This window comes from Streptomyces sp. NPDC057854 (assembly GCF_042797055.1).
Lineage (GTDB): Bacteria > Actinomycetota > Actinomycetes > Streptomycetales > Streptomycetaceae > Streptomyces.
In genome coordinates, this window is the sequence record NZ_JBHVMF010000017.1 from 78,607 (window position 1) to 104,830 (window position 26,224).

Annotated in this window: 32 protein-coding genes; 8 read left to right on the forward strand and 24 right to left on the reverse strand. The window is 72.7% G+C overall.

Annotated features, from left to right (window positions below; translation table 11 throughout):
• Positions 1-134: 134 nt before the first annotated feature.
• The 11 genes from ACFVQZ_RS23915 to ACFVQZ_RS23965 form a co-directional block, all read right to left on the reverse strand.
• The gene (locus tag ACFVQZ_RS23915; protein ID WP_030498397.1) at positions 135-569 is read right to left on the reverse strand and encodes a PIN domain-containing protein; all 435 of its coding nucleotides are present in this window, start codon (positions 567-569) and stop codon (positions 135-137) included.
• Positions 566-811, reverse strand: a complete 246-nt coding sequence (locus tag ACFVQZ_RS23920) for a ribbon-helix-helix protein, CopG family (RefSeq protein ID WP_081959704.1) — start codon at positions 809-811, stop codon at positions 566-568. The genes ACFVQZ_RS23915 and ACFVQZ_RS23920 overlap by 4 nt, the downstream gene beginning before the upstream one ends.
• A 3-nt stretch (positions 812-814) precedes the next feature.
• Positions 815-1,357 carry a GNAT family N-acetyltransferase gene (locus tag ACFVQZ_RS23925; RefSeq protein ID WP_051788482.1) on the reverse strand — a complete coding sequence of 181 codons (543 nt, stop codon included), beginning with the start codon at positions 1,355-1,357 and terminating at the stop codon, positions 815-817.
• A gap of 74 nt (positions 1,358-1,431) precedes the next feature.
• Entirely contained in the window at positions 1,432-1,824 is a 393-nt protein-coding gene (locus tag ACFVQZ_RS23930) for an Imm50 family immunity protein (protein ID WP_051788483.1), read from the reverse strand.
• A gap of 38 nt (positions 1,825-1,862) precedes the next feature.
• The gene (locus ACFVQZ_RS23935) at positions 1,863-2,255 is read right to left on the reverse strand and encodes a hypothetical protein (protein ID WP_030498401.1); all 393 of its coding nucleotides are present in this window, start codon (positions 2,253-2,255) and stop codon (positions 1,863-1,865) included.
• Positions 2,256-2,472: 217 nt separating this feature from the next.
• Positions 2,473-3,030 carry an SMI1/KNR4 family protein gene (locus tag ACFVQZ_RS23940; protein ID WP_383625820.1) on the reverse strand — a complete coding sequence of 186 codons (558 nt, stop codon included), beginning with the start codon at positions 3,028-3,030 and terminating at the stop codon, positions 2,473-2,475.
• A 157-nt stretch (positions 3,031-3,187) separates the two neighbouring features.
• Positions 3,188-3,601, reverse strand: coding sequence for a hypothetical protein (locus ACFVQZ_RS23945; protein WP_383625823.1), 414 nt, complete (start codon positions 3,599-3,601; stop codon positions 3,188-3,190).
• Positions 3,588-4,091, reverse strand: coding sequence for an Imm50 family immunity protein (locus ACFVQZ_RS23950; protein WP_030498404.1), 504 nt, complete (start codon positions 4,089-4,091; stop codon positions 3,588-3,590). Before ACFVQZ_RS23950 ends, ACFVQZ_RS23945 begins: the two co-directional genes overlap by 14 nt.
• 14 nt (positions 4,092-4,105) lie before the next feature.
• The gene (locus tag ACFVQZ_RS23955) at positions 4,106-4,375 is read right to left on the reverse strand and encodes a hypothetical protein (protein ID WP_321193517.1); all 270 of its coding nucleotides are present in this window, start codon (positions 4,373-4,375) and stop codon (positions 4,106-4,108) included.
• Positions 4,376-4,483: 108 nt separating this feature from the next.
• On the reverse strand, positions 4,484-5,329 hold the full coding sequence (locus ACFVQZ_RS23960) for a helix-turn-helix domain-containing protein (protein WP_383625828.1): 846 nt from the start codon (positions 5,327-5,329) through the stop codon (positions 4,484-4,486).
• Between the two features lie 365 nt (positions 5,330-5,694).
• Positions 5,695-6,129, reverse strand: coding sequence for an ATP-binding protein (locus ACFVQZ_RS23965; RefSeq protein WP_383625831.1), 435 nt, complete (start codon positions 6,127-6,129; stop codon positions 5,695-5,697).
• A 154-nt stretch (positions 6,130-6,283) separates the two neighbouring features.
• Between ACFVQZ_RS23965 and ACFVQZ_RS23970 the strand changes: the two genes are divergently transcribed.
• Positions 6,284-7,126 (forward strand): helix-turn-helix domain-containing protein, encoded by an 843-nt coding sequence (locus tag ACFVQZ_RS23970; protein WP_383625834.1) that lies wholly within the window; start codon positions 6,284-6,286, stop codon positions 7,124-7,126.
• Entirely contained in the window at positions 7,123-7,335 is a 213-nt protein-coding gene (locus tag ACFVQZ_RS23975; RefSeq protein WP_383625837.1) for a DUF397 domain-containing protein, read from the forward strand. The genes ACFVQZ_RS23970 and ACFVQZ_RS23975 overlap by 4 nt, the downstream gene beginning before the upstream one ends.
• A gap of 15 nt (positions 7,336-7,350) precedes the next feature.
• On the opposite strand, the gene ACFVQZ_RS23980 is transcribed toward ACFVQZ_RS23975, so the two are convergent.
• On the reverse strand, positions 7,351-7,854 hold the full coding sequence (locus ACFVQZ_RS23980; protein WP_383625840.1) for a hypothetical protein: 504 nt from the start codon (positions 7,852-7,854) through the stop codon (positions 7,351-7,353).
• A 156-nt stretch (positions 7,855-8,010) separates the two neighbouring features.
• Between ACFVQZ_RS23980 and ACFVQZ_RS23985 the strand changes: the two genes are divergently transcribed.
• Positions 8,011-8,349 (forward strand): DoxX family protein, encoded by a 339-nt coding sequence (locus tag ACFVQZ_RS23985; RefSeq protein ID WP_383625843.1) that lies wholly within the window; start codon positions 8,011-8,013, stop codon positions 8,347-8,349.
• A gap of 71 nt (positions 8,350-8,420) precedes the next feature.
• Here ACFVQZ_RS23985 and metG read toward each other — a convergent pair whose 3' ends face one another.
• Both metG and ACFVQZ_RS23995 read right to left on the reverse strand, forming a co-directional pair.
• Positions 8,421-10,028 (reverse strand): methionine--tRNA ligase, encoded by a 1,608-nt coding sequence (gene metG, locus ACFVQZ_RS23990; protein ID WP_030495967.1) that lies wholly within the window; start codon positions 10,026-10,028, stop codon positions 8,421-8,423.
• Positions 10,029-10,113: 85 nt separating this feature from the next.
• Positions 10,114-12,150 carry a VWA domain-containing protein gene (locus ACFVQZ_RS23995; RefSeq protein ID WP_383625848.1) on the reverse strand — a complete coding sequence of 679 codons (2,037 nt, stop codon included), beginning with the start codon at positions 12,148-12,150 and terminating at the stop codon, positions 10,114-10,116.
• Positions 12,151-12,387: 237 nt separating this feature from the next.
• Between ACFVQZ_RS23995 and ACFVQZ_RS24000 the strand changes: the two genes are divergently transcribed.
• Positions 12,388-14,478, forward strand: coding sequence for a PhoX family protein (locus tag ACFVQZ_RS24000; RefSeq protein ID WP_383625851.1), 2,091 nt, complete (start codon positions 12,388-12,390; stop codon positions 14,476-14,478).
• 28 nt (positions 14,479-14,506) lie between these two features.
• Here the strand turns inward: ACFVQZ_RS24000 and ACFVQZ_RS24005 are convergent, their stop codons facing one another.
• The 7 genes from ACFVQZ_RS24005 to ACFVQZ_RS24035 all read right to left on the reverse strand — a co-directional run bounded on the left by ACFVQZ_RS24005 (position 14,507) and on the right by ACFVQZ_RS24035 (position 21,549).
• Positions 14,507-15,502, reverse strand: coding sequence for a hypothetical protein (locus tag ACFVQZ_RS24005; RefSeq protein WP_383625854.1), 996 nt, complete (start codon positions 15,500-15,502; stop codon positions 14,507-14,509).
• Positions 15,503-15,582: 80 nt separating this feature from the next.
• Complete coding sequence (locus tag ACFVQZ_RS24010) at positions 15,583-17,055, reverse strand: APC family permease (RefSeq protein ID WP_383625857.1); 1,473 nt, start codon at positions 17,053-17,055, stop codon at positions 15,583-15,585.
• A gap of 295 nt (positions 17,056-17,350) precedes the next feature.
• The gene (locus tag ACFVQZ_RS24015) at positions 17,351-19,312 is read right to left on the reverse strand and encodes an FUSC family protein (protein WP_030495962.1); all 1,962 of its coding nucleotides are present in this window, start codon (positions 19,310-19,312) and stop codon (positions 17,351-17,353) included.
• A gap of 28 nt (positions 19,313-19,340) precedes the next feature.
• A complete protein-coding gene (locus ACFVQZ_RS24020) occupies positions 19,341-19,577 on the reverse strand; it encodes a DUF2630 family protein (RefSeq protein ID WP_030495961.1) in 237 nt (78 codons plus the stop codon).
• A 17-nt stretch (positions 19,578-19,594) separates the two neighbouring features.
• Positions 19,595-20,644, reverse strand: a complete 1,050-nt coding sequence (locus ACFVQZ_RS24025) for an endonuclease/exonuclease/phosphatase family protein (RefSeq protein WP_321193007.1) — start codon at positions 20,642-20,644, stop codon at positions 19,595-19,597.
• Between the two features lie 4 nt (positions 20,645-20,648).
• Entirely contained in the window at positions 20,649-21,089 is a 441-nt protein-coding gene (locus tag ACFVQZ_RS24030; RefSeq protein ID WP_383625863.1) for a hypothetical protein, read from the reverse strand.
• Positions 21,090-21,102: 13 nt separating this feature from the next.
• Positions 21,103-21,549 carry a hypothetical protein gene (locus ACFVQZ_RS24035; RefSeq protein WP_030495958.1) on the reverse strand — a complete coding sequence of 149 codons (447 nt, stop codon included), beginning with the start codon at positions 21,547-21,549 and terminating at the stop codon, positions 21,103-21,105.
• A 199-nt stretch (positions 21,550-21,748) separates the two neighbouring features.
• Here ACFVQZ_RS24035 and ACFVQZ_RS24040 point away from each other — a divergent pair, with 199 nt between their 5' ends.
• The 4 genes from ACFVQZ_RS24040 (at position 21,749) to ACFVQZ_RS24055 (ending at position 24,579) form a co-directional block, all read left to right on the forward strand.
• The gene (locus ACFVQZ_RS24040) at positions 21,749-22,162 is read left to right on the forward strand and encodes a RidA family protein (RefSeq protein WP_030495957.1); all 414 of its coding nucleotides are present in this window, start codon (positions 21,749-21,751) and stop codon (positions 22,160-22,162) included.
• Between the two features lie 116 nt (positions 22,163-22,278).
• On the forward strand, positions 22,279-22,683 hold the full coding sequence (locus ACFVQZ_RS24045; RefSeq protein WP_030495956.1) for a hypothetical protein: 405 nt from the start codon (positions 22,279-22,281) through the stop codon (positions 22,681-22,683).
• Positions 22,684-22,750: 67 nt separating this feature from the next.
• A complete protein-coding gene (locus ACFVQZ_RS24050; protein ID WP_030495955.1) occupies positions 22,751-23,719 on the forward strand; it encodes a daunorubicin resistance protein DrrA family ABC transporter ATP-binding protein in 969 nt (322 codons plus the stop codon).
• A complete protein-coding gene (locus ACFVQZ_RS24055; RefSeq protein WP_383625869.1) occupies positions 23,716-24,579 on the forward strand; it encodes an ABC transporter permease in 864 nt (287 codons plus the stop codon). Before ACFVQZ_RS24050 ends, ACFVQZ_RS24055 begins: the two co-directional genes overlap by 4 nt.
• 40 nt (positions 24,580-24,619) lie before the next feature.
• On the opposite strand, the gene ACFVQZ_RS24060 is transcribed toward ACFVQZ_RS24055, so the two are convergent.
• The 3 genes from ACFVQZ_RS24060 to ACFVQZ_RS24070 all read right to left on the reverse strand — a co-directional run bounded on the left by ACFVQZ_RS24060 (position 24,620) and on the right by ACFVQZ_RS24070 (position 26,224).
• The gene (locus tag ACFVQZ_RS24060) at positions 24,620-24,994 is read right to left on the reverse strand and encodes a VOC family protein (RefSeq protein ID WP_030495953.1); all 375 of its coding nucleotides are present in this window, start codon (positions 24,992-24,994) and stop codon (positions 24,620-24,622) included.
• 102 nt (positions 24,995-25,096) lie between these two features.
• Positions 25,097-25,525: a universal stress protein gene (locus tag ACFVQZ_RS24065; protein ID WP_030495952.1), complete on the reverse strand. Its 429-nt coding sequence runs from the start codon at positions 25,523-25,525 to the stop codon at positions 25,097-25,099.
• Between the two features lie 69 nt (positions 25,526-25,594).
• The gene (locus ACFVQZ_RS24070; RefSeq protein WP_030495951.1) at positions 25,595-26,224 is read right to left on the reverse strand and encodes an FMN reductase; all 630 of its coding nucleotides are present in this window, start codon (positions 26,222-26,224) and stop codon (positions 25,595-25,597) included.

The window sequence follows — 26,224 nt, forward strand, 5'->3', positions numbered from 1 at the left end:
GCAGCCGTCGAAGGGCCCGGGATCCGCCGCTCGCGGATCCCGGGCCCTTGTCGTCTGCCGGTCTTGTCGTCTGCCGGTACGAACCCCGCGGCGCGGCCGGCCTCGGCGGGACCGAGGCCCCGGGCGCCGGCGTCTCAGCCGTCGGCGGGCAGGATCCGGAACGCGGGCAGGCCCCGGGTGAGCGGCTCGATCGCCCGGTAGTCCCGCTGATCGAGCGTGAAGATCCGGTCGGTTCGGTACCGGTCCGCGAGCACGACGCCCACGGCGTCCGCCAGATCCAGGCGGAGCCCCTCGTACTTCGCCCTCACGGCGTGGGCGGACATCAGGTCCGCCAGGCGCAGCTCCGCGAGCTTGTACTGGCCCGCCTCGATCCTCGCGTTGAGTGCCTCCATGATCTGCATGGCGGCGGGGAACCCGAGATCGCGGTGCACCAGGTGGTCCAGTTCGGTGATCACGAGCGGCGAGATCGCGAACACCTCACGGTCCAGGAGCGCCGCGGCGGCGGCGTGCTCCGGTTGTGCGGCGTCGAAGGCCGCGTAGAGGGCGGACGTGTCCGCGATGATGATCAACGCCGGGCGTTCCGCTCTTTGATGTGCTCGTACACCGCGTCGTCCATACCGGCCGCGGTCCGCGGACGCCCGCTGTCGAAGACAGGAAGCGCTCCGGTGCCCTTCTGCGCCCTGGGCGAGGAGTCCAGGAGCAGGGCGATGGCCCGTCGAATGAGCTCCGCCTTGCTGACGCCGGTGGCCGCGGCCTCCGCGTCGAGGCGCAGCTCCAGCGCCTCAGGGAGATACACCGTCGTCTTTATCATGCCCTATAGGGTACCACCCGTGCCCGATTCGTCCCCTGTGCGTGGAGACGGCGCCACCCACCGCACCTCCCCGTCGTGCACCTCATCGGTCGGTACGAGCCCGGCGGCGCGGGCGACGGCGGCGGAGGCGGCGTGCTCGGGATGAACGTGCGCGACGACGGTACGGCCCCGGTCCCGCAGCCACCCGACGAGCGCGCGGGCGGCCTCGGAGGCGTACCCGCGCCCCTGCCAGGCGGTCCCGACGACCCAGGCGACCTCGGCGCGGTCACCGGCGACGGTCGCCTGCACGGTCCCCACGAGCCGCCCGCCGTTCCGCTCCCGGACCACCCAGTTGCACCAGCTGGTGCCCGGCTCCGGCGCCCCGGCCGCCCACCGCGCGTACCGAGCACGCAACTCCTCCAGCCCCTCCGGCGCACCCCCGATGAACCGGTGCAGCGCCGGATCTCCCAGCACCCCCACCATCTCCTCGGCGTGCCCGACCTCCAGCGGCACGAGCTCCAGCCGCTCCCCGGCCGGGATCACCTCGACGACGACGTCCTGCCGCACCTTCTCGACTCCTCTTGCGCGAGTACTCCAGCTCAAGACCTCGATGGCTCCCGCCAGGGACGCGGTGGCGCGGCTCAGTCAACACTGTTGCTGTAGGCGGAAATCCGGGAAATGTAGGCCATTTCAGCGGTGGCGTGCAACTGGACCGGGACGGAGTCGATCCCCAGCGTGATTCCGTCCTGCGCTCGCAGGGAGATCGACACCACCGGGTTCGAAGCGAAACCGCTGAGCGAGACGCTTCGCAGGCCGGAGAGGCCCAAGGTGACCTGAACTGTATTGAAGCCCTGCACGCTCCACTTCTTCGGAGGCCGTTCCGGAAAGGACGGCATGTCGAACCTGAGGTTCAGTGCCGGACCGTCGCGAAGGATTTCGACCTCGTGAAGTGACACGTTTTCGAGGTCAGGGATGTGTCCTCCATAAATGCTCTCGAATCCTGCGGAGTCGGCGAGAAGGGAGATCCATGTCATCCGCGTATCCTGTCAGTAGTCATAGCACGAGCCGGCGGTCACCCCTTGCCCTGCTTCCGTAGGGTTCGCAGTATCGCGTCGAGGTCCTCAAGGGCCCGGACGCAGAATTCCTGGTCCCGCATCAACTGGTCCACGCGCTCGTCGAACTCCGGCGAGTCCGCACGCTCACCAGAATCTCCTAGGAGCTGTGACGGGGCGAGGAGCCAGTTCCTCCTCGACGTGTCGATACGCCATTCGTATCGCGTGGGGGTTGCTTTTCTTGCGTCTTCGATGGTGCGCAGTTTCTCTTCGTCGGGCTCGGCGAACCTCCAGCCGAGGAAGGGAACCTGCTGGTACCCGTAGAGTGGGTGCCGGCCTCCGCTCAGTCGGATCCACCGCAACTCTCCGAACCGACTCAGCGCCTCGCGGGCCAGATCAAAACGCTCCGACAATTCCTCGGCTGCCTTCCTGAACGCACCATGAATCGGCCGTCATCCACCGCACCTCCCCGTCGTGCGTCTCGTCCGTGGGTACGAGCCCGGTGGTACGAGCTCCAGCCGCTCCCCGGCCGGGATCACTTCGAGGACGACGTCCTGCGGCACCTTCTCGACTCTCTTCGGCTTACCCGTCACGGCTGCCGGTCGACGATCCGGCTTCTTCCTCACCGCGTCACACTCCGCTGGGCCGGACCGCCTGAACGGCCCCCAGCCGGCGGAACTCGTGCGTCGCGAGGGGGAACAGAGTGGAAAGGATGCCCGACCTCAGTTCTCCGTCGAGGCAAGAGGCGAGGAACTGGGTGCACGTGATGGGGAAATGCTCCCAGCGTTCGCCCCGGGCCTCGTTCACCATGACCGTCCATCGGTCCGGATCGACGTCCGGACGGACGAGCCAGTAGAGGCACTCTCCGTTGTCCGTGGTGGCCCAGGGCAGGACTCGGGCCCCGTCGGCCTCAAGTTCCGCGGGCTTCTTCTCGACCTCCCACAGGTATTCGAGGTCCTCTGCCTGGTTCCTCGCCCATGTGATGAGGTCATAGTGCCTGTTGGGGCATTCCGGCTCCAGGACGTAGAGATAGTTGTCCCACTTGCTCCCGCCGTAGATACCGATGAACTCCTTGTAGTCGGAGGGGAGTTCGGACCCCAAGTTGGCCTCGAACGCATCCCAGTCCTTCGTTCGAGACCCCTCGGGCGCCGGGGATATTTCGAGCAGTCGAGAAATTCCGCTTGTCATGCGTGAGTCCCTTTCTCGGGTGCCGTGAGTCCAAACTGCAGAGGAATCCCACGGGGCTGACAGCCGTCGCGGCGTGGTCCCGCAGGCGTCCCGTCACCCTGTCCGCTCCCTCGCCTGGCACGTGGTCGACTCCCTTGGTGCAGGTGGTGAACGGTTCTCAAGGAGAGGTGGCGGCGAGGTAGGTGCGGGCGCGGGTGAGCCTCGCTTCCTCGGCCCGGAAGGCGAGGTGTTCCGTCGGACTCTCGACCGTCACCGTGATGCCCCTGGGCCCGGGCGCGCGGAGGATCCGCACGGTGCGCCGCGCGCTGCCTCCCCGGCCGGAGACGCGCAGGCCGGCGACGGAGGTGAAGGTGAGGAAGAACTCGAAGGCGTTGCCGCCGTCTCCGTTTCCCCAGTGCTCCAGGACGGCGGGCGGCGCGGGGCACAGGTCGAACCCGAGCGTGACGCTGACCTCCCTCTCGTCGACGAGGCAGTGGAAGAGCTCGCACGCGTCGAGTGCGGGGAGCGCCGCCGGCGGCTCCCACGCTTCCTCGGCACCGGCCACCGGGCCGATCCGTTCAGAGCCGTTCATAGAAGGTCTTCTCGCTGAGGTCGGGCAAGGTGACGAACCTACGGGAGTCGACTTTGCCGAGGAACCCCCGGGGCCCGCCGTCGCCCCCGTCCGGGCCGGCCGCGAAGGCGCTCAGATGACCGGCGACGACGGAGTCGGACGCCTCGAAGGACAGCCGGAGCGAGGCGGACTCGGCGGTCACCAGCACCCTGCGCCTCCCCGCTTCCTCGACGCGGAGGACGGTCGTGGCGGGCGGGTGCCACCCTCGCATCTCCAGACGCTCGACCGCGAGGAACTGGAGGTGGCACTGCAGGCGGTCGAACCCCGCCTCCCGCCACGCGGGCAGGGGATGGGCCGGATACGAGGGCAGGTCCACCCGCAGCGTGAGCGCGGGGCCGTAGTGGTTCAGGTGCACGGACCGTACGACGAGCGGCCCGGCGGGCGGCAGCCCTCCGTAGAGGGCGTACAGCTCCGCCTGGTTCACCAGCAGGTCGACCCAGTCCGGAGACACGGCCTCGGCTCCCCTCATCGCAGCCGCTGGACGACGATCCAGTAGTCGTCCTCCTCTTCGCTCACCGCGCAGACCACCCGCCCGTCCCTCGACATGGCCAGTAAGTCCAGCCCCTCCTCAGGCCGCACGAGCCGCGGAGCGAGTACGGCGCCGGGCGCCCACCCCACCACGGTTCCGTTCGCCACGCTCTTCAGCGCCTCCAGCACGGAGGGAACGCCGCCGGGCGCGTCCTCCTCCGGGACCACGAGCCCCGTCGCGGCCGACGAAAGTGCACGCCATCTCATCGTGCAACCTTACGAGTCCGAACGGCGGCCGTCCCGGGAGAAGCCCCCATGTCGCTCCTCCGGCCGGACGCATCACTACCTCCCGGGCCGTCATGTGAGCAGTGCTCCTCAGTGGCGGGTGTCGTGGGTGGTGGAGTGGGAGGTGTTCGTGCTGCCGCAGCGGGGGCAGGGGGTGCCGTCCGGGGATCTGAAGGCGGCGTCGCAGGCGTGGCAGTACTGGAGGGGTGCGGGTGGGGGTGGGGGGAGCTGGGTGCCCAGTGGGGGTGCCGGGGGGAGGTGGGCGGTGAGGCGGTGGGCCAGGAGGGCGGCGGGGCGGTGGAGAGGGGTGGTGGGCAGGCCGGTCGTCAGGGCGTGGCGGACGGTCTCGGGTGAGGCTCCGCGTTCGAGCCAGGCGGCCACGCCGGGGGTGAGGTGTGCGGCGTCGGTCTCGGAGCAGTGGAGGCGTGGGTCGGCGGTCCGTAGGTCGAGGAGGACCTGGAGGGCGGAGCGGAGGAGTTCGCGGGCCGGGAAGCCGGGGTGGGGGACGGGAGGGAGGGGGCGGGGGGAAGGGGGCTCGGGGGGTGTCGCGGGGGGTGCGGGTGGGGGTGCGGGTGCGGGCGGCTGCTGTTTTTGGGTGGGCTCTTTTTGGGGTGGGGCCGGCTTTTCTGCCGGGGGGTGGAGTTGCGTCGGGCGGTGGTAGAAGACCGTGTGGGTGGCTACGCGGCCGTCGGCCGAGCGGACGACGGTTCGGCGCAGGTAGTGGTGGGCTTCGAGCGCGTTCAGGGCCTTCGCCACGGTGGCCCTGCCGAGCTGGAGGTCGCGCGCGAGGCTCCTGATGTCCACGCGAGTGCCCTCGGGCAGTGACGCGATGCGGACGGCGACGCCGATCGCCACGCCGTTCAGCCCCTTGTGCTGGAGGAGGGCGTTGTCCAGGACCGTGAAGTTGCGGGTGAGGCGGGCGCGCTCGTGGCACACACCGCCGGAAGTACGCCGGGAAGAGTGGTTCTTGGGGTGTGAGCGGGACGTGGCACGGGAGCGCCGACTACGCTGTGGGGTATCCATCGGGAAGGTAGTGCTTCCTGTTTGGTAGGCCCTCGCACTGGGACGGCAATCCCGGCGGGGGCCGACGCATTTCTGCGAACGGTGGGTATGAAGCCGAGCGTAGAGCAGTCAAGACGCCCTTGGGTCGCGTTAGTTGGCATATTCACTCGCGTGAGTGACCGCGCTCCCACGCCGCGCGGGGGTGGGTGGGTGGGAGTTCTTTCCCCCGGTTCTTTGTCTTGAGGGGCCCGCACCGGCGGCGTCCGGCGCACCGGAGCCCGGTTCGCCGGGCTCCGGTGTCAGGGCCCGGTTTTCCGCCCTCCGGCCGTGTGGTCGCACTCCGCCCAGACCGTCTTGCGGGGTACCGGGCCCGGTGTGATCCCCCAGCGGTCCGACAGCTCCTCGACCAGCAACAGGCCGTTTCCGGAGTGCGGTTCCGGAAGGTCTTCGCCACGCGTGTCCGTGACCTCGATGCGCAGCGTTCCCGGGCGGGCGGTCAGTGCGAGCCGGAAGTCCCGGCCGGCGACCCTGCCGTGCGTCACCGCGTTCGCCGTCAGCTCGGCGATGATCTGCGCGGCCGCCTCGGTCACGTCGTACGGGATGTCCTGGCGTGGCCGCAGCCACTCGACGGCCAGGAGGCGAGCCAGCCTCGCGCCGCGCGGGGTCGGGGAGAGCTGGATTTCGAAACGGCGTTCGGTGTGCGGGAGTTGCAGCGTCCCGTTCTTCTCGTTCACGTCACCGAGCGTGGCCGCGTGCGGCTAGCGTGAACAGTCACCCCGCCGATACGTAGGGTGACTGTCCGGAGCTTGTCCACCGCTGTCCGGTCTGTCGAAAGCCCCGCGGCGGGTAGGGGGTTGCGGCCATGCAGGACACGCGGAGGGGTGCGGGATGTCGGCTGAGGAAAGCGGCTGGGAAGTCGATCCGGACGACGAGTGGGGTGTCGCCGTCGTCGCCACGGTGGGTCGCCAACTGCGGCTGCGTCGGGAGGCGGTGGGCATGCGGGCCGCGGAGTTCGCGGAAGCGGTCGGTTATGGCGAGGACCTGGTCTACAAGATCGAGGGCGGCAAGCGGATCCCGCGCCCCGAGTACCTGGACAAGGCGGACGAGGTCCTGCGGGCCGACGGGCTGCTGTCGGCGATGAAGGACGACGTGGCGAAGGTCCGGTACCCGAAGAAGGTGCGCGCTCTGGCGAAGATGGAGGGTAAGGCGGTGGAGATCGGGGTGTACGAGTGCAACCTCATCCCGGGGTTGCTCCAGACGCAGGAGCACGCCCGGGTCGCGATCGAGGCGGCCCAACCCCCGTACTCGCAGGGCGACGTGGACCGCATGGTGGCCGCCCGCGTGTCCCGGCAGTCCGTCTTCGAGCGGGACCCCGTGCCCGCCCTGAGTTTCGTGCTGGAAGAGGGTCCTCTGAGGCGGCCTCTTGGCGGCATCATGGTGTGGCGAAGGCAGCTCGAACGACTGCTGGAGGTGGGGCGCATGCGTCAGGTGACACTCCAGGTGATGCCGACGCACCGTGAGGTCCACTCGGGGCTGGACGGCCGCATCGAGCTGCTGAAGTTCGCGGACGGGACGGCGGTGGGACGCTCCGAGGGCGCGTTCAACGGCCGTACGGTTTCCGACCCGAAGCAGATCCGCATCCTTGAGCTGCAGTATGGGACCATCCGAGCGCAGGCACTCCCGCCAGGGGAGTCGCTGGCCCTCATCGAGCAACTGCTGGGAGAGACATGATCCGCAACACCCCTGTGGGGGGCGCCTCGGAACTGGCATGGTTCAAGAGCAGCTACAGCGGTGGCAACAACGGAGAGTCGTGCGTCGAGGTCGCCGCCGGATCCGGCGCCGTCCGTGTGCGGGACTCCAAGGACACCGGTCTGCCCCACCTCGTCCTGTCGCCCGAGGCGTGGGCCGGGTTCGTCGGGTTCACGCGCGCCCACGGCTGACCGCCTCGCGGATCCTCAGCGGGCGTGGTCCTTCAGGAACGCGCCCGCCAGCGCCGCCGCTTCCTCCTTCGTGGGGGCGGCGGCCTCGTCGGTTCTGGAGCCGTCGGCGGCCGTGGCCGTCCACGTCCAGGTGTCGCCGGAGGGGGCCAGCTCCGCGCGCCCGCCGAAGAGGGCGAGGGTGGTGGTGCCGGGCGTCGGGCGGGGCACCGCGTCCGGCCATTTCTTGCGGGCGCCCTGCCGGGTGATGCCCCAGACGGCGCCCAGCTGCTCGTAGCTCGCGCCGTACGAACCGGCCGTGCCGGCGGCGACGGCGGTGAGGCGCTTGACCTCCTGGTCGACCACCTTCCAGGCGGCGAGGACGGAGAGGGCGATGTCCACGGGTTCGCCGTGCCACATCCGGTCCTCGGGCTGCCCGGTGGCGCGGGCGCGGAGGGTGGCGGCGAGGGGGTTCAGGGCCTCGCAGAGGGCGGATTCGAGGCCGGTCAGTTCTTCTTCGGGGAGCTGGTCCGAGAACGTCATGCGACAACTCTAGTTTACGAGACCTGGGCTTGGGAACTCTTGTTTACATGAATCTCGAGTCGCTGTTCTCCGCCGTCGTCGTCACACCCTCGCCGTCCGCTCCGTCATCCCGGTGTACGGCCCCCTCCCGGGGCCGCGACCGGAGGAGTCGTCCACATGTCCACCACCGCCGCCGTCGTCACCGCGCTCGCCGCCTTCATGGCCGGGTTCTCCGGCGCCTCGGTGCTCGCCAGGGCGAAGTTCGTCGTGGAGCCGCTTGCCGCGTACGGGGTGCCCCGGTCGTGGTGGAACGGACTGGGGGTGCTCAAGCTGGCCGGGGCCGCGGGGCTCGTCGCGGGGTTCTGGGTGCCGGTCGTCGGGGCGCTCGCGGCCGTGGGACTGGTGCTGTACTTCGCGGGCGCCGTGATCACCGTCGTACGGGCGAAGGCGTACGGGCACGTGACGTTCCCGCTGGTGTACATGGCGCCGGCGGTCGGCGTGCTCGCCGTGGGGTGACGGCGGGGACGGCGAAGGCCGCCGGCCCGGTCTGTACCGGGCGGCGGCCTTCGCTCGCGTGCGGGCGGACGTCAGTCCTTCTTCGGGTCCTCCAGACGCGGGAAGAGCACCGCGCCCTTCGTGACCGTGGCGCCCGCGGGGAGCTTGCCCCACGTGCCGGCCTCGGCCAGCGGCTGGTCGGCGAGGGCACCCAGGGACGCCTCGGCGCCGAGGGAGTCCCAGAGCTTCTGGGAGGTCTCCGGCATGATCGGGTTGAGGAGGACGGCGACGGCACGGAGCGCCTCGGCGGCCGTGTAGAGGATCGTCGCCAGGCGGGCCCGGCCCTCCTCCGACTCGTCCTTGGCGACCTTCCACGGCTCCTGCTCCGTGATGTAGCCGTTGACCTGCTTCACGAAGTCGAAGACCGCCAGGATGCCGCCCTGGAAGTCCAGCTCCTCGCCGATCTTGGCGTCGGCGGTCGCGACCGCCTTCGCCAGGCCCTCGTGGACGGCCTTCTCGGCGTCGCCGTCGGCCGCGGAGGCCGGCAGCGCGCCGCCGAAGTACTTGCCGACCATCGCCGCCACGCGGGAGGCGAGGTTGCCGTAGTCGTTGGCCAGCTCGGACGTGTAGCGGGCGGAGAAGTCCTCCCACGAGAACGAGCCGTCGCTGCCGAACGCGATCGCGCGCAGGAAGTACCAGCGGTACGCGTCCACGCCGAAGTGCGAGGTCAGGTCCTGCGGCTTGATGCCGGTCAGGTTCGACTTCGACATCTTCTCGCCGCCGACCATCAGCCAGCCGTTCGCCGCGACCCTGCCCGGCACCGGGAGGCCCTGCGCCATCAGCATCGCCGGCCAGATCACCGCGTGGAAGCGGAGGATGTCCTTGCCGACGAGGTGGACGTTCGCGGGGAAGGTCTCCTCGAACTTCTCCGGGTTCTCGTTGTAGCCGACGGCCGTCGCGTAGTTCAGCAGCGCGTCGACCCACACGTAGATCACGTGCTTGTCGTCCCACGGGATCGGGATGCCCCAGTCGAACGTCGAACGCGAGATGGAGAGGTCCTGCAGGCCCTGCTTCACGAAGTTCACGACCTCGTTGCGGGCCGACTCCGGCTGGATGAAGCCCGGGTTCGCCTCGTAGAACTCCAGGAGCTTCGGGCCGTACTCGCTCAGCTTGAAGAAGTAGTTCTCCTCCTTGAGGATCTCCACCGGCTTCTTGTGGATCGGGCACAGCTTGGTGCCGTCCTCGGCCTCGATGAGATCGCCCGGGAGCTTGTACTCCTCACAGCCCACGCAGTACGGGCCCTCGTAGCCGCCCTTGTAGATCTCGCCCTTGTCGTACAGGTCCTGCACGAACTCCTGGACGCGGTCCGTGTGACGCTTCTGCGTGGTGCGGATGAAGTCGTCGTTCGCGATGTTCAGGTGCTCCCAGAGGGGCTTCCAGGCCTCCTCCACGAGCTTGTCGCACCACTCCTGGGGCGAGACCCCGTTCGCCTCCGCGGTGCGCATGATCTTCTGACCGTGCTCGTCCGTGCCGGTGAGGTACCACACCTTCTCGCCGCGCTGACGGTGCCAGCGCGTGAGCACGTCGCCTGCGACGGTCGTGTAGGCGTGGCCCAGGTGAGGAGCGTCGTTGACGTAGTAGATGGGGGTCGTGACGTAGAACGCCTTCGCCCCCTGCTTCTCGGATCCAGTGGCCGCCATGGTCGAAATCCTAACGGCCTTACGAAGATCCACTCACATCGAATAAGGAGGGGCAGGGGGCGGGGCGGGGCGGGCTGGGCAGGCGTTACGGCTTCAGGCCGGTGAGGACGCCCCGGTAGAACTCCTCGTGCGGCGTCTCGGCCGGCGCCGGGCCCGCGAAGTGCGTCGCCGTGCGGTCGGCGGTGAGCTTCCGCAGGTAGTCGAACGCCTTGCCGTCCGCCTCGCCCCAGGCCGTGAACCGCCAGTGCACCGGGCGGCCGGCCGCCTCGGCCAGCGCCTGGTTCGCGGCGGTACGGGACTCGGGCGCGCCGTCCGTCTGGAAGATCACCAGTGCCGGGCGGGCCGGGTCCGCCTTCTCGTGGTGGGCCAGGACCTCCTCGACGGCGCGGTGGTAGTTCGTCCGGCCGAGGCGGCCGAGACCGGCGTTGATCTCCTCGACGCGGGTGGGGGTGAGGTCGGCGGGGGTGACGTCCACGACGCCGTCGATGTCCGTCGAGAAGAACACGGTGGTGACCGTCGCGTCCTCGTCCAGGTGCGCGGCCAGCGCGACGGCCTGCTCGGCGAGGCGCTGCACGGAGCCGTCCTTGAAGTACCCGCGCATCGAGCCGGACCGGTCGACCACGAGGTACACCTTGGCCCGCGTCCCTTCCAGCCCCTCGGCCGCGAGCGCCTTGCCGGCGGCACGGTGGGCGTCGAGGAGGTGCGGGGGCAGGTCCGTCGGCGGCTGCGGCTGCGGCTGCGCCTCCGGCGTGGCGGGGGCGGCGGGCGCGGGGGCGGGTGCGGGCTCGGACTCCGTCGCCGTCTCCGCCTCCGGCGCGCTCGCGTCGTCGGCGTCGGTAGCCGCGTCCGCCTCCGGCGCCTCGGCGTCGGTGGTCTCGGCCGGGGCCGGCTCGGCGTCGGTGGCCGCCTCCGGTTCGGTCGCGTCGGCCGGGGCCTCGGTGGCGGCGGTCGCCTCCGGCTCCGCAGGTTCGTCCTGCGCCTCGGGCGCGGGCTCCGGGGTGGCGTCCGCCGTTACGGCGGCCTCGGACGCGACGGCGACGTCCGCCTCCGGCGCCTCGGCGTCGGTGGTCTCGGCCGGGGCCGGCTCGGCGTCGGTGGCCGCCTCCGGCTCGGCCGTTTCGGCCGGGGCCTCGGTGGCGGCGGTCGCCTCCGGCTCCGCAGGTTCGTCCTGCGCCTCGGGTGCGGGCTCCACGACGGCGGCTTCCGCCTTCGGTGCCTCGGTGTCGGTGGCCGCCTCCGCCTTCGGCTCGGTCGCGTCGGCCGGGGCCTCGGTGTCGGCGGTCGCGGGCTCGGCCTGTGCCTCGGGCGCGACGGCCGGGTCCGCCTCCGGCGGCTCCGCGTCGGTGGTCGTCTTCGCCTCGGGCGCGGCCTGCTCCTCCGGCTCCGCCGTGTTCGCGTCGGCGGTCGCCTCGGTCGGGGGCGCGGCGTCCGTCGTCGGCGCCGACTCCGCGTCGGCGGTCGGCTCGGCCTCGATGGTCGCCTCTGCCTCGGCCTCCGCCACCGGCTCCGCGTCGGCGGTCGCCTCGGGCTCGGCCTCGGGCTTCGTCACCGGCTCCGCGTCGGCGGTCGCCTCGGGCTCGGCCTCGGGCTTCGTCACCGGCTCCGCGTCGGCGGTCGCCTCGGGCTCGGGCTTCGTCACCGGCTCGGCCGTGTCGGCCGGGGCCTCGGTGTCGGTGGTCGCCTTCGGTTCAAGCTCCGCCACCGGCTCGGCGGTCTCCGGCTCCGCCGGGGTCGGCTGCTCCGCAGGGTCGGCCGGGGCCGCCTCGGCCTCCGTACCCGCCTCCGTATCCGTCGGCTGGGGGGACCTGCGGGCCCTCGGGATCTGGGGGTTGTCGAAGGCCGCGGCCACCAGGTCGTCCGCGGCCTTCAGGGCGGCCGTCGGCGACGGGGTCGCATCCTGCTCCTGGGGCGCGGACTGCTCCGGAGCCGGAGCCGGAGCCGATTCCGCAGTCGGAGTCGGCGTCGGTTCCGGTGTCGGAGCCGGAGTCGGGGCCGCGACCGTCGCCGTCGCCGTCTCCGGGGTCGGGTCGGGTTCGCGGGACTGGGGCGGGACGGAGGGGGTCGTCGCGGGATTCTCGCGGTCGCGGCCGAATACCTTGCGCAGCAAGCTCCGAATACCCATGGGCGAACCCTTTCGCATGAGTTGGATGCGGTATGCGTCCTTCATCCCTGGCCAGGGCGGACACGTAAGGTTAGCGGCCACGCCCTCCGGTTCCGTGGACCCCGTCGGTCACGGTTGCCGTGCATTCATCGGGCGTTCACTCCGCCGCCGTCCCCGTGCAGAGGTGCGCACATACCGTCGCGGCCGAACGGATTCCCGACACCATGTCGGCGCAGTGCTGCGCCGGAGGAGGACGAAGTGCGCAAACTGCTGCCGCTGATCGGCACCAACCCGCACGGAGGCGGTCGTTCCGCCCTCACCTGCCGGTTCCGCTGTGGCGACGCCTGCTTCCACGAGGTGCCGAACACCAGCGACAACGAGTACGTCGGCGACGTCATAGCCGGGGTGCTGTCGCGGCGTTCGGCGCTGCGGGCCGCCGCCGTCGCGACCGTCGCGACCGCGGCGGGCGGCTCGCTCGTCCTCGGCGGCGCCCCGGAGGCGCAGGCCCAGCCGGGCAACGGCCACGGCCACGGGAACGGACACGGGAACGGCCACGCCCCCAAGGCCGACGGCGCCCGCGGGCTCCGGTTCGCGCCGGTCGCGCCCAACACCGCCGACCAGGTCACCGTCCCGTCCGGGTACGCGCAGAACGTCGTCATCCGGTGGGGCGAGCCGATCCTCCGCGGCGCCCCCGCCTTCGACGCCGAGAACCAGACCGCCGCGGCGCAGGCCGGGCAGTTCGGGTACAACAACGACTTCCTGTCCCTGCTGCCGCTGCGCGGCGAGCGCGGGCGCCAGGTGCTCGTCGCGAACCACGAGTACACCGACGAAGTGCTGATGTTCCGCGGGTACGACTCCGAGAACCCGACCCGCGAGCAGGTCGAGATCGCCTGGGCCGCGCACGGCCTCTCCGTCGTCGTGGTGCAGGAGGAGCACCGTACGGGCAAGCTCTCCCCGGTCTCCCGGCACTACCTGAACCGGCGGCTGCACACCACGAGCGAGTTCGAGCTGACCGGCCCGGCCGCCGGCTCCGCGCTGGTGAAGACCTCCGCCGACCCGGAGGGGCGTACCGTCCTCGGCACGCTCAACAACTGCGCCGGCGGCACCACCCCGTGGGGCACCACCCTCCACGGCGAGGAGAACTTCAACCAGTACTTCGCGTACGGCTCCTCCGTCACCGACAAGCGGTACGGCGTCGGCAGCGGCGCCTCCGAGCGCAAGTGGGAGCGGTTCGACAAGCGCTTCGACCTCCGCGCGGAGCCGAACGAGGTCCACCGCCAGGGCTGGGTCGTCGAGCTCGACCCGTACGACCCGGAGTCGACGCCCCGCAAGCGCACCGCGCTCGGCCGCTTCAAGCACGAGGCGGCGCAGCCGCGGCTGACCGCCGACGGGCGCCCGGTCGTCTACATGGGCGACGACGAGCGGTTCGACTACTTCTACAAGTTCGTGTCGTCGAAGCGGATGATGAAGGGTTCGTCGCGGCGCGCCCGCGAGCACAACCTGACGCTGCTGGACGAGGGCACGCTGTACGTCGCCAAGCTGACCGGCGACTCCCCGGCCGCCGAGATCGACGGCACCGGCAAGCTCCCGAACGACGGCGAGTTCGACGGTTCCGGCACCTGGATCCCGCTGGCCACGGCCGGCCCGGACGGCGCCGTCTCGCACGTCCCCGGCATGACCGCCGAGGAGGTCTTCGTCTTCACGCGGCTCGCCGGCGACAAGGTGGGCGCGACGAAGATGGACCGCCCCGAGGACGTCGAGCCGTCGCCGCGCTCCGGCCGCGTGTACGTCGCCCTCACCAACAACTCCAACCGCGGCAAGGGCACCAACCCGGGCGCGGACGAGGCCAACCCGCGCAACCTGAACAAGCACGGGCAGGTCCTGGAGCTGGCCGAGCACTGGGACGACCCGGCGTCGGACGGCTTCGCGTGGCGGCTCTTCCTCGTCGCCGGCGACCCGGAGGACCCGTCCACGTACTTCGCCGGCTACCCGAAGGAGAAGGTCTCCCCGATCTCCTGCCCGGACAACGTGGCCTTCGACCCGCACGGCAACCTGTGGATCTCCACCGACGGCAACCAGCTCGGCTCGCACGACGGCCTGTTCGGCGTCGCCGTGCACGGCGAGCGCCGCGGTGAGCTGAAGCAGTTCCTCACCGTCCCGCGGGGCGCCGAGACCTGCGGCCCGGTCATCCAGGACCGCCGCGTGCTCGTCGCCGTGCAGCACCCGGGCGAGATCGACGGCGCCTCCGTGGAGAACCCGGCGTCCGCCTGGCCCGACGGCCCCGGGAAGATCGTCCGCCCGTCGGTCGTCGCCGTGTGGCGCGCCGACGGCCGCGACATCGGCGTCTGATCCGGCCGCACCGGGAGGGTCGGGGCGGTCAGCCGACCCCCAGGCCCTCCCGGAAGCGGACGAACTGCTCCTCCGGGTCGCCCGTGTACGCCCACGGCACCCACGCGGCCCGTCTGCCGAGCAGGCCCAGCAGCTCGCGGGCCGGCTCCACCTGGCCCGCGTAACAGGCGGCGTGCGCGAGGAAGTTGAGGTCGGCGACCTCTTCCGGTGCGACGGGGCGGGAGGCGTCCCGGCCGCCGATCCACCGCTCGTAGGTGCGCCGCAGCTCGGTCACCGCCAGCTCGTGCTTCCAGTGCTGGTCGAAGCCGCGCACCGGGCCGCGGCCGAGGGCCCCGTCGGCGATGTAGCGGTACTCCTCGACCCGCGCCACCTGCACCAGGACGGGCAGTGGCGAGCCGGGCGGTGCGACGCCGGCGGCGTCGCGCGCGAAGTCGTACATGGAGCCGTGGGTGCCGTGCCAGCGCGCCGAGAGGTAGCGCAGCACCTGCACGTGGCCTTCGAGGTTGTACGGGTCGCGGCGGCGCAACTCGTCGAACCAGTAGCGCAGTTCCCGGCGCGGCACCCCGCCGTCGTACAGCCGCGCGACCGACAGCAGCGACACCCACGGCATCGGGTCTGCCGGGGCGGCGTCGGCGGCGCTCCGGCAGGCGGCCACGGCCGCGTCGATCCGGGCCCGGTCCACGGTGGCGCCCCGCCCGGCGGCGATGGCCGCGTCGAAGACCCGTACCACCTCGGTCGCCGCCCGCAGCACGGCCGCGTCGGCGCTGTGCGGCTCGGCGGCCCGCCAGGTCTCGACGGTGGAGCTGCCGGCGGCGGCGTGCGAGAGCAGCCGGACGCGGTGGGTGCGGCGGGCCCAGTCGTCGCCGGTGGCGGCGAGCAGGTCCCGGACGCCCTGCCAGCGGCCGATCACGATGTCGTGGCGGGCCTCGGTGAGCGCGCGGTCACCGAAGTCCGGGTCGAAGTCGGGGACGAACCGGTCCGCGCGTGACCGTGACCGTCCGAGGGCGCGTCGGCGTACGCCCATGGGGAACCTCCTTCGATCGGCGCGGTGGCGCGGGAAACGGGCGGTGGGTCAGAAGTCCGTGGGGTCAGAAGTCCGTGGCGTCAGAAGTCCGTGGCGTAGCTCTTGTCCCGCATCCGGCTGCCCGGGGACGCGGGTGCCGACTCGCCGGCGGCGGCGAGGGCGCGGGAGGCGTCGAGGCGGGCGGGCCGGTAGTAGGCGCTGCCCTTGCGCCAGTACACGGCCATGGGGACGAGGCCGGCGGCGAGCCCGCCGAGGCCGATGGTGAGCGCGGTGGTCGACAGCTCACCCAGCGACTCGACGAACGCCCACAGCATGAACAGCGAGCCGAGCAGCGGCCACACCCCGCCGAGCAGCAGGTTCCGGGCGGAGCGCAGCAGCAGCGACTTGTACGCGACGACGGCGGCGATGCCCGCCAGGCCGTAGTAGAACGCGATCTGGAGGCCGATCGCGGAGACCGCGTCCCGGAGGATCCGCTGCACGGAGCCGGCGGAGGCCGCGGCGGCGAAGAGGACGAGCGCGGCGGCGCCGACGGCGGCGACGGCGACCCACGGGGTGTTCCAGCGGCGGTGGACGAGGCCGAAGGCGGCGGGCAGGGTCCGGTCGCGGCCCATCGCGAAGAGCGAGCGGGTCACCTGGATGAGGGTGGTCTCCAGGGTCGCGACCGTGGACAGCACCACGGCGACGACCAGCAGTTTCCCGCCGACGCCGGGCCAGATCTCCTCGCCGAGGACGGCGAGCACGTTCGGTCCGGCGGACGCGATCCGGTCGGCGGGCAGCAGCACGTTCACGGCGACGGTGAACGCCACGAAGAGCAGGAAGACGAAGCCGACGCCGACGAGCGCGGCGAGTCCGGCGGTCCGGCGGCTGTTCCGGGTCTCCTCGCTGAGGTTGCTGGTGACGTCCCAGCCCCAGTAGTAGAACGCGGCGATCAGCGCGCCCGCGGCGAAGCCCGCGGGGCCGTCGAAGTGCCCGAGGCCGAACCAGGACCAGTCGAAGGCGACGGCCTGCCCGCGGTGCGCCACCGCCGCGACGACGAACACCAGCAGGATCGCCATCTCGACGCCCGACATGACGATTTGGGCCCGTACGGTGAGGCGGGCGCCGCCCAGCACGACGCCGAGCATCAGCAGGAACCAGCAGGCGCCGACGGCGGTCGCCAGCGGCGTCGAGGCGGCGAGGTCCGCGTCGAACAGGGCCAGCGTGAGGGCGCCGGCGGGCAGCGAGCCGGCCACCATGAACACGGTCGCGGCGAAGACCAGCGCCCACCCGGAGAGGAAGCCCAGGAAGGGGTGGAGGGTGCGGCCCACCCACGAGTAGCCGGCGCCCGCGTTGACGTCGATCCGGCCGAGGCGCGCGTACGCGAGGACGATGCCGAGCATCGGTATCGCGCAGTACAGCAGCGCCGCCGGTCCCGCGTAGCCGACGGCCCCGAAGAGCACGGCGGTCGTGGCGGCGAGCGAGTAGGCGGGGGCGCTGCCGGCCACGGCCATCACGATCGTGTCGAAGGTGCCGAGGACATTGGGCTGGAGCCCTCTGCTGGTGGTGGTGCGCATGGCGGTGTCCTCGGAGTCCTGGGATCGGGTGGGGGGTTCCGGACGACGGAGGGAGGGGCGGGGCGTGGGCGGGGAGCGGACGGGCAGGGCGAAGTGGCCCGGGGAGCGAGCCGGTTGGCCGGCCGGGCGCGGGCGCGGGCAGGGGTGCGGGCGCTGATCACATCGCGGCGGTCGAGCGCATCGTAGTCGCCCCGGTGCGATCCGGTAACGGTGGCAGGAAGGTTCCGTTCCGTGACCGCCGGTAAGGGCTGCGGTGCGCCCCCGCGTACCGTCCCAAAGGGGTTTACGGGGTGCGTCAGCGCAGTTCGGGTCCGGCGATGGCGCGGGCCGCGCGGACCTCGTGGCGGAGCGGGGCGAGAACGCCGTCCTCGTCGCCGGGGAGCGCGGTGCGGACCGGGACGAGGGTGTCGGTGGTGCGCAGGCCGGCGGCCAGCTCGCGCAGTTCGCGCGCGACGGCCGTCACCTCCGCCGGGTCGGGCGGTGGCGCGCCGTGCGCGACCCGGATGCGGGCGGCGGTGGTGGCGTCCAGGATCCGTTCGACGGCGATGGCGAGCGGCCACCAGGCGGCGGCGCGGGGGCCGGTCGGCGGCGGTTCGGTGAGGGCGCGCTGGAACTCGGAGCGGACCGCCGACAGGTCGCGGTAGAGCGCGCGGCGGGCGCGCAGCCGGCCCGCGTCGGCGTCGGTGCCGAAGGCGCGTTCCACGTACGCCGCCGCGTCCGCGACCGCGTCGGCGAGCCGGTCGCCGATCCGGGCGTGCCAGGACTCCGGCCACAGCAGGTAGCCGGCGACGAGCGCGATGGCGCAGCCGAGGAGGGAGTCGTACAGGCGGGGCAGGACGAGGTCGAAGCCCTCCTGGTTGAGGGCGTCGGAGAGCAGCAGGATGACGGGGGTGATGGCGGCGGTCTGGAAGGCGTACCCCTTCGCGGTGAACGCCGGGATCAGCGCGGCGAGCACCGCCATCACCGGCACGTCCCACCAGCCGCGGGGGACCTCGGCGAGGACCAGGGCGGCGGCGACGAGGCCGAGGCAGGTGCCGACGGCGCGCAGCACGGCCCGCGAGAACACGGAGCCGAAGTCCGGCTTCATCACGAAGGTGACGGTCAGCGCGACCCAGTACGAGCGGGGCACGGGGATCAGCGAGACGAGGGCCTGGGCGAGGCCGATGCAGAGCGCGAGGCGGAGCCCGTACCGCCAGGCGGGCTCGGACAGCAGCATGGTGCGGGCGGCGCGGCGGGCGCGGACGGTGAGCGCGGCGGGGCGGCCGAGGCGGTCGTCGACGTTGTGCGGGTCGGGTTCGGCGGCGTGGACGACGGTGGCGGCGTACCGGAGGGCGTGCTCGACGGCCTTCTCGGCGGGGCGCGGGGAGGGGCCGAACAGCGGCTCCGGCGGGTCGGGGGGTGCGGTGCGGCCGGTCTCGACGGCGTCGGCGAGGTCGCGGACGGTGCCGGCGACGGCCGGCGGCAGCGGGCCGTGGAGGCGGGCCCGCAGGTCGGCGGCGGGGGCGGCTTCGAGGAGCGGGACGAGGACGTTGAGCTGGGCGAGCAGCCGGGCCAGGGCGGAGGTGCGGCCGTGCTGGCGGGCCCGGCGGGCCAGGATCAGGTCGTACGACTGGTTGAGCGAGGCGGTGACCGCCTGCCGTTTCTCCTGGTACGACTCCGAGCCCGCCGCCTCGTACAGGTCGGCGACGGTCCGGTAGGTGGCGGCCACCGCGGCCCGTTCGGGCGCGGCGCGGCGCAGCGGCCAGCCGAGGAGGGTCAGCACAAGGACGACGAGGCCGCCGGCGGTGAGCAGCAGCGGCGCCTTCCACCAGGGGTCCGGCATGGGGAGGCCGGCGCCGACGACGGCGTTGAGGAGCAGCAGCAGGCCGGAGGCGGAGGCGAGCGCGCCGATGGAGGAGATCATCCCCGAGACGAGCGCGACGACGGTGAGCGTGGCGACCGCGAGCCAGCCCTGCCCGTACGCGAGCGTGCCGAGGGTGACGCCGAGGGCGCCGAACAGCTGGGGGACGGCGATGTTGAAGAGGCGCATCCGGTAGGCGTCGGCGGTGTCCCCGATGACGCCGGACAGCGCGCCCATCGACACGAGCGCCCCGTAGGCCGGCTGTCCGGCGGCGAGGCCGACGGCGAGCGGCGCCGAGAGGGCGATCGAGGCGCGGGCGACGGCGGCCCAGGGGACGGGGGCGGGGGCGGGGCGCAGTCCCGCCGTCAGCCACGCGGGAGGAGCCAGCCGACCGGGGTGACGCCGTGCAGGACCCATGGCCCCAACGTAACCGTCCGGGTGGGCGTCAGCTGCGGTAGGACTCGACCTCGGAGGCCGGGCGGAGGGTGGCCGTGTCGGGGTCCTCGCCGAACTCCGCCTTGGCGCGCCGCTGCCTCAGCAGGTCCCAGCACTGGTCGAGCCGGACCTCCAGCTCGGCCAGCCGGGTGCGTTCCTCGGGGAGGAGGCCGCCGGTGCGCTGCCGGAGCGCCCGCTCCTCTTCCACGAGCGCGCCGATGTCGTCGAGGATCTGCTCGTCGTCCATGCCTCCAGCGTCGCCGATCAGCGCCGGTCGCGCAGGTCGAGATCGGCGACGACGGCCCGGTGGTCGCTGCCGGGGAGGGCGGGGAAGCGGGTGGCGGTCGCGGTGAGGTCGGGCGTGGTGACGACGTGGTCGATCTGCACGTACGGCGGGACCGGGCCCTCGGCGGGCCAGGTCGGGGTGCGGGAGGCGCCGGTGGTGCGGGCGGCGTCGTGGAGCGGGCCGGCGGCGAGGAGGCCGCGGTAGGCGGCGTGGTCCTGGGAGGCGTTGAAGTCGCCGGCGAGGACGAGCGCTTCGCCGGCGGGGCGGTCGGCGACGGCGTCGCGGAGGCGGGCCAGTTCGGCCTTCCAGAGGGCGACCTGGCCGGGGACGGGCGGCATGGGGTGGGCGAGCTGGAGGCGCACCGGCCGTCCCGCGACGTCCGCCGTGGCGCCCGGCATCCCCATGACGGACGGGACGACGGACCGGTCGCGCAGCGGGTGGGCACTGAGCAGGACGGAGCCGGCGGAGCCCGCCGCGTCGACGGAGACCCGGTGCGGCAGCTGCGCGGAGAGCGCGGCGGTGAGGGCGCGGGCGCAGGCGGGGTCGCACTCGGAGACGAACAGCACCTGGGGCCGTTCGCGCCGGGCCAGGTCGATGAGGGAGCCGGTGGCCTGCCCGAACTCGACGTTCGCGGCGATGACGCGGAGCCGGGCGACCGGCGGGGCCTGGCCGGGGGCGGGCGGCGGGGCGGACGGCAGCGACGCCCAGGCGGTGCCGGTGACGACGAGCGCGGCGGCGAAGGCGAGCGCCCGGCGGCGGGCGGCGGCGGCGAGCAGCAGCCCGAGCCCGGCCGGGGCGGTCAGCCAGGGGAGGAAGGAGAGCAGCTGGGGGACCGGGGTGACGCCGTCGGTGCCGAGCGCCCGGCACCCGGCGACGGCCGCCGGGACGGCCAGCAGCGGCCCGGCGGCCCAGGCGAGGGCGCGGTCGCGGGGGCGGGGGGACGCGGGCGGGCGTCCGCCGCCGGTGAACGTACGGCTGACGCCGCCGGCGGGGCCGGGGGTGCCGGTCGGCGTGAGGGCTCGGTCCACTCCTTCAGTGTCGCAGGGCCCGTACGACCTCCGCCGTCGTCGCCCCGTCGAGCGTCCGATGGCTGCGCGCCGTACCGGACTTGGCGGTTCCGGCCGCGACGCGGTCGACGGTGAGGACGACCGCGTCGAGGACGGCCCCGGCCGCGTCCCGGAAGACGACCATGACCGTGTAGTCGGCGGTCGAGTCCAGGGGGTTGGCGGCGGTGACGGCGGCGGCCGTGCGGTCGCCGTCGGCGGAGACCGGGCCGGCGGTCACGTCGCCGGTGGCGTTCGCGCCGTCCTTGATCCGGTCCATCCGCTCCCGGGCGGCGCCGGAGACGGCGGCGGACGCCGAGGACGCGAGGTCCCCGGCGGCCTCCCGCGCGGCGTCGCAGCCGGCGGTGCCGACGGCGACGGCGAGGACGAGGAGCGAGGCGGTGAGGGCCCGGCGGGGCGCCGTCGTCATGTCCGGCGCGCCGTCAGTAGCGGGCGCCGGGGCCGTACGCGTCGTCCGTGGCGAGGGCCCAGATCACGAAGACCGAGATGGCCATCGAGAGCAGCGCCCACCACGGCTGGTACGGCAGGAACAGGAACTGGAGGAGGAGGTTGAGGGAGGCCAGCGCGATGCCGGCGACCCGGCCCCACTCGGCGCCCTTGAGGATCCCGTAGCCGGCGATCGCGACGACGACGCCGACGATCAGGTGGATCCAGCCCCAGGTGGTGAGGTTGAACTTGAAGACGTAGTCGCCGACGCGGGCGTAGACGTCGTCCTCGGCGATCCCGGCGATGCCCTGGAAGACGTTCATGAAGCCGGTGACGAGCATGAGGACACCGGCGAAGAGCGTCCCGCCGGAGGCCCACGCCTCGGAGGCGGACGGCTTGTGGGGGCGGGAGGGGGCGCTGTGCTGCGCACTGTTCTGGCTCATGAGCCCATCGTGGGATCAAGGGGATGAAGGCGACTTTTCTGATGAGCCGAACGGGTGAGGGCGGGGGGTTTGGGGTCGTTCTTGCGGGAGTAATCCTGGATGTGTAGGGTCCAGAATAGATCCTGGATGTCAGGCATCCTGAATACGTCGCGGGCTCCGCCCAGCCGCGACACCGCACCGTGAAGGGGAACGACCCGTCATGACCGACCAGCGCACCCTCACCAACCCGCCCGCCCTCCACGACCCCGCCCCCTTCGGCTACAGCCACGCCGCCTCCGCCCCCGGCGAACTCGTCTTCATCGCCGGGCAGTACGCCTCCGACGCCACCGGCGCGCCCGTCCCCGGCGACTTCGCCGCCCAGGTCGAGCTGTCGCTCACGAACCTGCGGCTCGCGCTCGAGGGCGCCGGCCTCGGCTACGAGCACGTCGTCCGGCTCGGCTCGTACGTCGTCGACCACGACCTCGGCAAGCTGGAGGTCCTCGGCAAGGCGCTGCACGCGGCGTTCGGCGACCGGCTCCCCGCGCAGACGCTCAGCGGCGTCGCCTCGCTGGCGCTGCCCGGGATGCTCTTCGAGATCGACGCGGTCGCGGTGCGGCCCGGCGCCGGCCGCTGATCCACTTGCGGGAGGCGGGGCGGCGGGTGTGCCCTGGACACGAGTGACGCGACATCGCGCCCTCGCGACATGCGCCCTCGCGACATGCGCCTTTGCGACATGAAGGAGTCCCCGCCATGGCCGCACACGCAGCGGTACCCGCGCGACACCACGCGATCCCCCACGGCGCCGTCCTGCCCGCCGTCCTCGGCATCGCCTACGGCCTCTACGCCGCCACCGTCTCCCGCCACGGCGGCGCCCTCACCTGGGGCCAGCTGTGGCTCGGCCTCGTCTCCGCGCTCCTCCTCGCCGGCGCGGTGTACGCGCTCCGCACCCACGGCCGCGCCCTCCCGCGCGAAGCGCGCGCGGTGGCGTGGGGCGCGCTCGCCGGCATCGCCGTCGGCTTCCTGTTCAGCCTCTCGCGGGCGAGCGTGCTCTCCGCGACCGTGCTGGGGCTGGCGGTCGCGGCGGGCGTCGGCGGCGCGGCCTTCTACCTCTTCTACACCCACGAGGACGCCACGGGCCGCCCGGCGCCGTACTGACCGGCACCGGTTCCGGGGCCGCGCGCCCGACAGGCGCGGCGCGCGGGCGCGCGGGAGACTGGGGCGTATGACTGGCTTGGCCATCGAGACCGACGGGCTCGTCAAGGTCTTCGGCGGGAACCGCGCCGTCGACGGCGTCGACCTCCGCGTCCCCGCCGGCACCGTCTACGGACTGCTCGGCCCCAACGGCGCCGGCAAGACGACCACCGTCAAACTGCTCGCCACCCTCCTCCGGCCCGACGCCGGCCACGCCCGCGTCTTCGGGAACGACGTCGTCCGGGACGCCGACACCGTCCGCGGCCGCGTCAGCCTCACCGGCCAGTACGCCTCCGTGGACGAGGACCTGACCGGCACCGAGAACCTCGTCCTGCTCGCCCGCCTCCTCGGGCACACCCGGCCCGCCGCCCGCGACCGCGCGGCCCAGCTGCTCGGCGCGTTCGGGCTCGCGGACGCCGCCGACCGGCAGGTCAAGAACTACTCGGGCGGCATGCGGCGCCGCATCGACATCGCCGCGTCCATCCTCAACACCCCCGACCTGCTCTTCCTCGACGAGCCGACCACCGGCCTCGACCCGCGCAGCCGCAACCAGGTGTGGGACATCGTGCGGGCCGTCGTCGCCCAGGGCACGACCGTCCTGCTCACCACCCAGTACCTCGACGAGGCCGACCAGCTCGCCTCCCGCATCGCCGTCATCGACCGGGGCCAGGTCATCGCCGAGGGCACGAAGGGCGAGCTGAAGGCGTCGGTGGGCTCCGGCTCCGTGCACGTGCGCCTCCGGGACGCCGAACAGCGCCCGGAGGCCGAGCGGATCCTCACCACCGCCCTCCGGGCCGCCGTCCAGCTCGACCCCGACCCGGTCGCGCTCACCGCCACCGTCAACGGCCACGGCACCGACCTCGGCGCCGCCGAACAGGCCGCCCGCGCCCTCGCCGAACTGGCCCGCGCCGGGATCACCGTCGACAACTTCGCCCTCGGCCAGCCCAGCCTGGACGAGGTCTTCCTCGCCCTCACCGACCGGAAGGGGCCGGCCGCATGAGTACCGGCACCACCTCGACCGACACCGCCGTCCCCCGGGAGGAGTTCGCCGCGCCCCGGGCCGACGAACTCGCCGCCCTGCTCGTCGCCCGGGACCGGCCGCCCCGGCCCGGCGCGCTCGCCGCGTCGCTGACCTTCGGCTGGCGGGCCATGCTGAAGATCAAGCACGTGCCGGAGCAGCTGTTCGACGTGACGGCGTTCCCGGTCATGATGGTGCTGATGTACACGTACCTCTTCGGGGGCGCGCTGGCCGGGTCGGTGTCGGAGTACGTGCAGTTCCTGCTGCCCGGCATCCTCGTGATGTCGGTCGTGATGATCACGATGTACACCGGCGTCTCGGTCAACACCGACATCGAGAAGGGCGTCTTCGACCGCTTCCGCACGCTGCCGATCTGGCGGCCGGCGCCGATGGTCGGCTATCTCCTCGGCGACGTCGTGCGCTATCTGATCGCCTCCGCCGTGATGCTGACCGTCGGCCTCGTCATCGGCTACCGGCCCGGCGGCGGGGTGGTCGGCGTGCTGTTCGGGGTGGCGCTGCTGCTGGTCTTCTCGTTCGCGTTCTCGTGGATCTGGACGATGTTCGGGCTGCTGCTGCGCAGCGAGAAGTCCGTGATGGGCGTCAGCATGATGGTGATCTTCCCGCTGACCTTCCTGTCCAACGTGTTCGTCGACCCGCGGACCATGCCGGGCTGGCTCCAGGCGTTCGTCAACAACAACCCGGTGACCCATCTGGCGACGGCGGTGCGGGAGCTGATGGCCGGCGCGTGGCCGGCGGCGGACGTCGCGTGGACGCTGGGCTGGTCGGCGGTCCTGGTGGCGGTCTTCGGCGCGGTGACGATGCGGCTCTACAACCGCAGGTGAGCGGCTCCGCAACCGCAGGTGACCCGGGCGGCGGCCCCGGCTACCGCTCCGGGCGGGGCGTCTTCTGCTGGACGGCCCAGCGGTTGCCGTCCGGGTCCGTGAAGTACACGAACGACCCCCACGGCCGGTCGTCGATCTCGCCGACGTCGACGCCACGGGCGGTCAGGCCGGCGTGGGCCTCCTCGATGTCGTCGACGACGACCTGGAGGTTGTCCAGCGACCCCGGGGCCATCTCGGTGATGCCCCTCCCGAACGCGATCGAGCACGCGGAGCCGGGCGGGGTCATCTGCACGAAGCGGATCGCTTCGCTGACGGTCACGTCGTGGTCGGCGTGGAAGCCGACGCGCTCGTAGAAGGCCTTGGCGCGGTCGACGTCGGTCACCGGGACGCCGACGAGTTCGAGCTTGATGTCCATGGACGCCATCCTCGGCCCGCGCGCCCGAGCCCGCAGCCCAGCGGGGGCCTGCCGGGTGCGGCCCACGGCAGGGCCGGGGCGTGGGCGCGCCCCGGGGCGGGGTCAGGTGCCGCGGACGACGACGACCGGGCAGGGGGCGTGCTGGGTGACGTGGGTGGAGACCGAGCCGAGGACCGCCGCCTTGAAGCCGCTGTAGCCCCGGTCCCCCACCACCAGCAGGCTCGCCCCTTGCGCCTGGTCGAGCAGCGCCTGCGCCGCGTTGCCGCCGACGACCGTGCGGGTGGTGGCCGCGGCCTCCTCGGGGGTGAGCGTGTCCGCGAGGGACTGGTCGAGGATCTGCCGGGCCAGCCGCTCGGGGTCGAACTCCGGCGGGACGCCCGGCATCAGCGTCGCCCAGGACGCCGGGTACTCCCAGCTGATCACCGCGTGGAGCGCGTCCCCGGTGAGGGCGGCCTGGCCGGCCGCCCATGCCAGTGCCTTCAGGGACGGCTCCGAGCCGTCCACGCCCACCACGATCCTGCCGCCGGCCATCGCCGACCTCCGTTCGTCGTCGGGAGTCACCGTGAGGCAACCGTAACCACCCACAACGTAACAAACCGCTCAGTCCAGGCGGAGGTCGGCCAGCTGCTTCTCGAAGGGGACGAGCTCGTCGTCCCCGGACCGGGGCCGGCCGTTCGCCGTCGCCGCGACCAGGTCGGCGAACTCCTCGCCCGCCCGGGTGATCCGGTGCGGCAGGCCCTCGGTGTACTCGTCGCCGCCGGTGCCCCAGTCCTCCGAGGCCGCGTAGACGGCGGTGGGGGCGGTGCGGGCGCGGAGGTAGGCGAAGAGCGGGCGCAGCGCGTGGTCGAGGACCAGGCTGTGGCGGGCGGTGCCGCCGGTCGCGCCGAGGAGGACCGGCGTACCGGTGAGGGCGGCCGGGTCGACGAGGTCGAAGAAGGACTTGAACAGGCCGCTGTAGGAGGCGGTGAAGACGGGCGTCACCGCGATGACGCCGTCCGCGCCGGTCACCTTGTCGAGCGCGTTCTGCAGCGCCTCCGACGGGAAGCCGGTCACGAAGTTCTTCGCGATGTCGACGGCGAGGTCGCGCAGTTCGACGACCTCGGCCTCGACGGCGTACTCCTGCTCGGCCAGCCGGTAGCGGGCGGCCTGGACGAGCCGGTCGGCGAGGAGCCGGGTGGAGGACGGCGAGCTCAGGCCGGCGGAGACGGCGACCAGCTTCAGGGTCTGCAT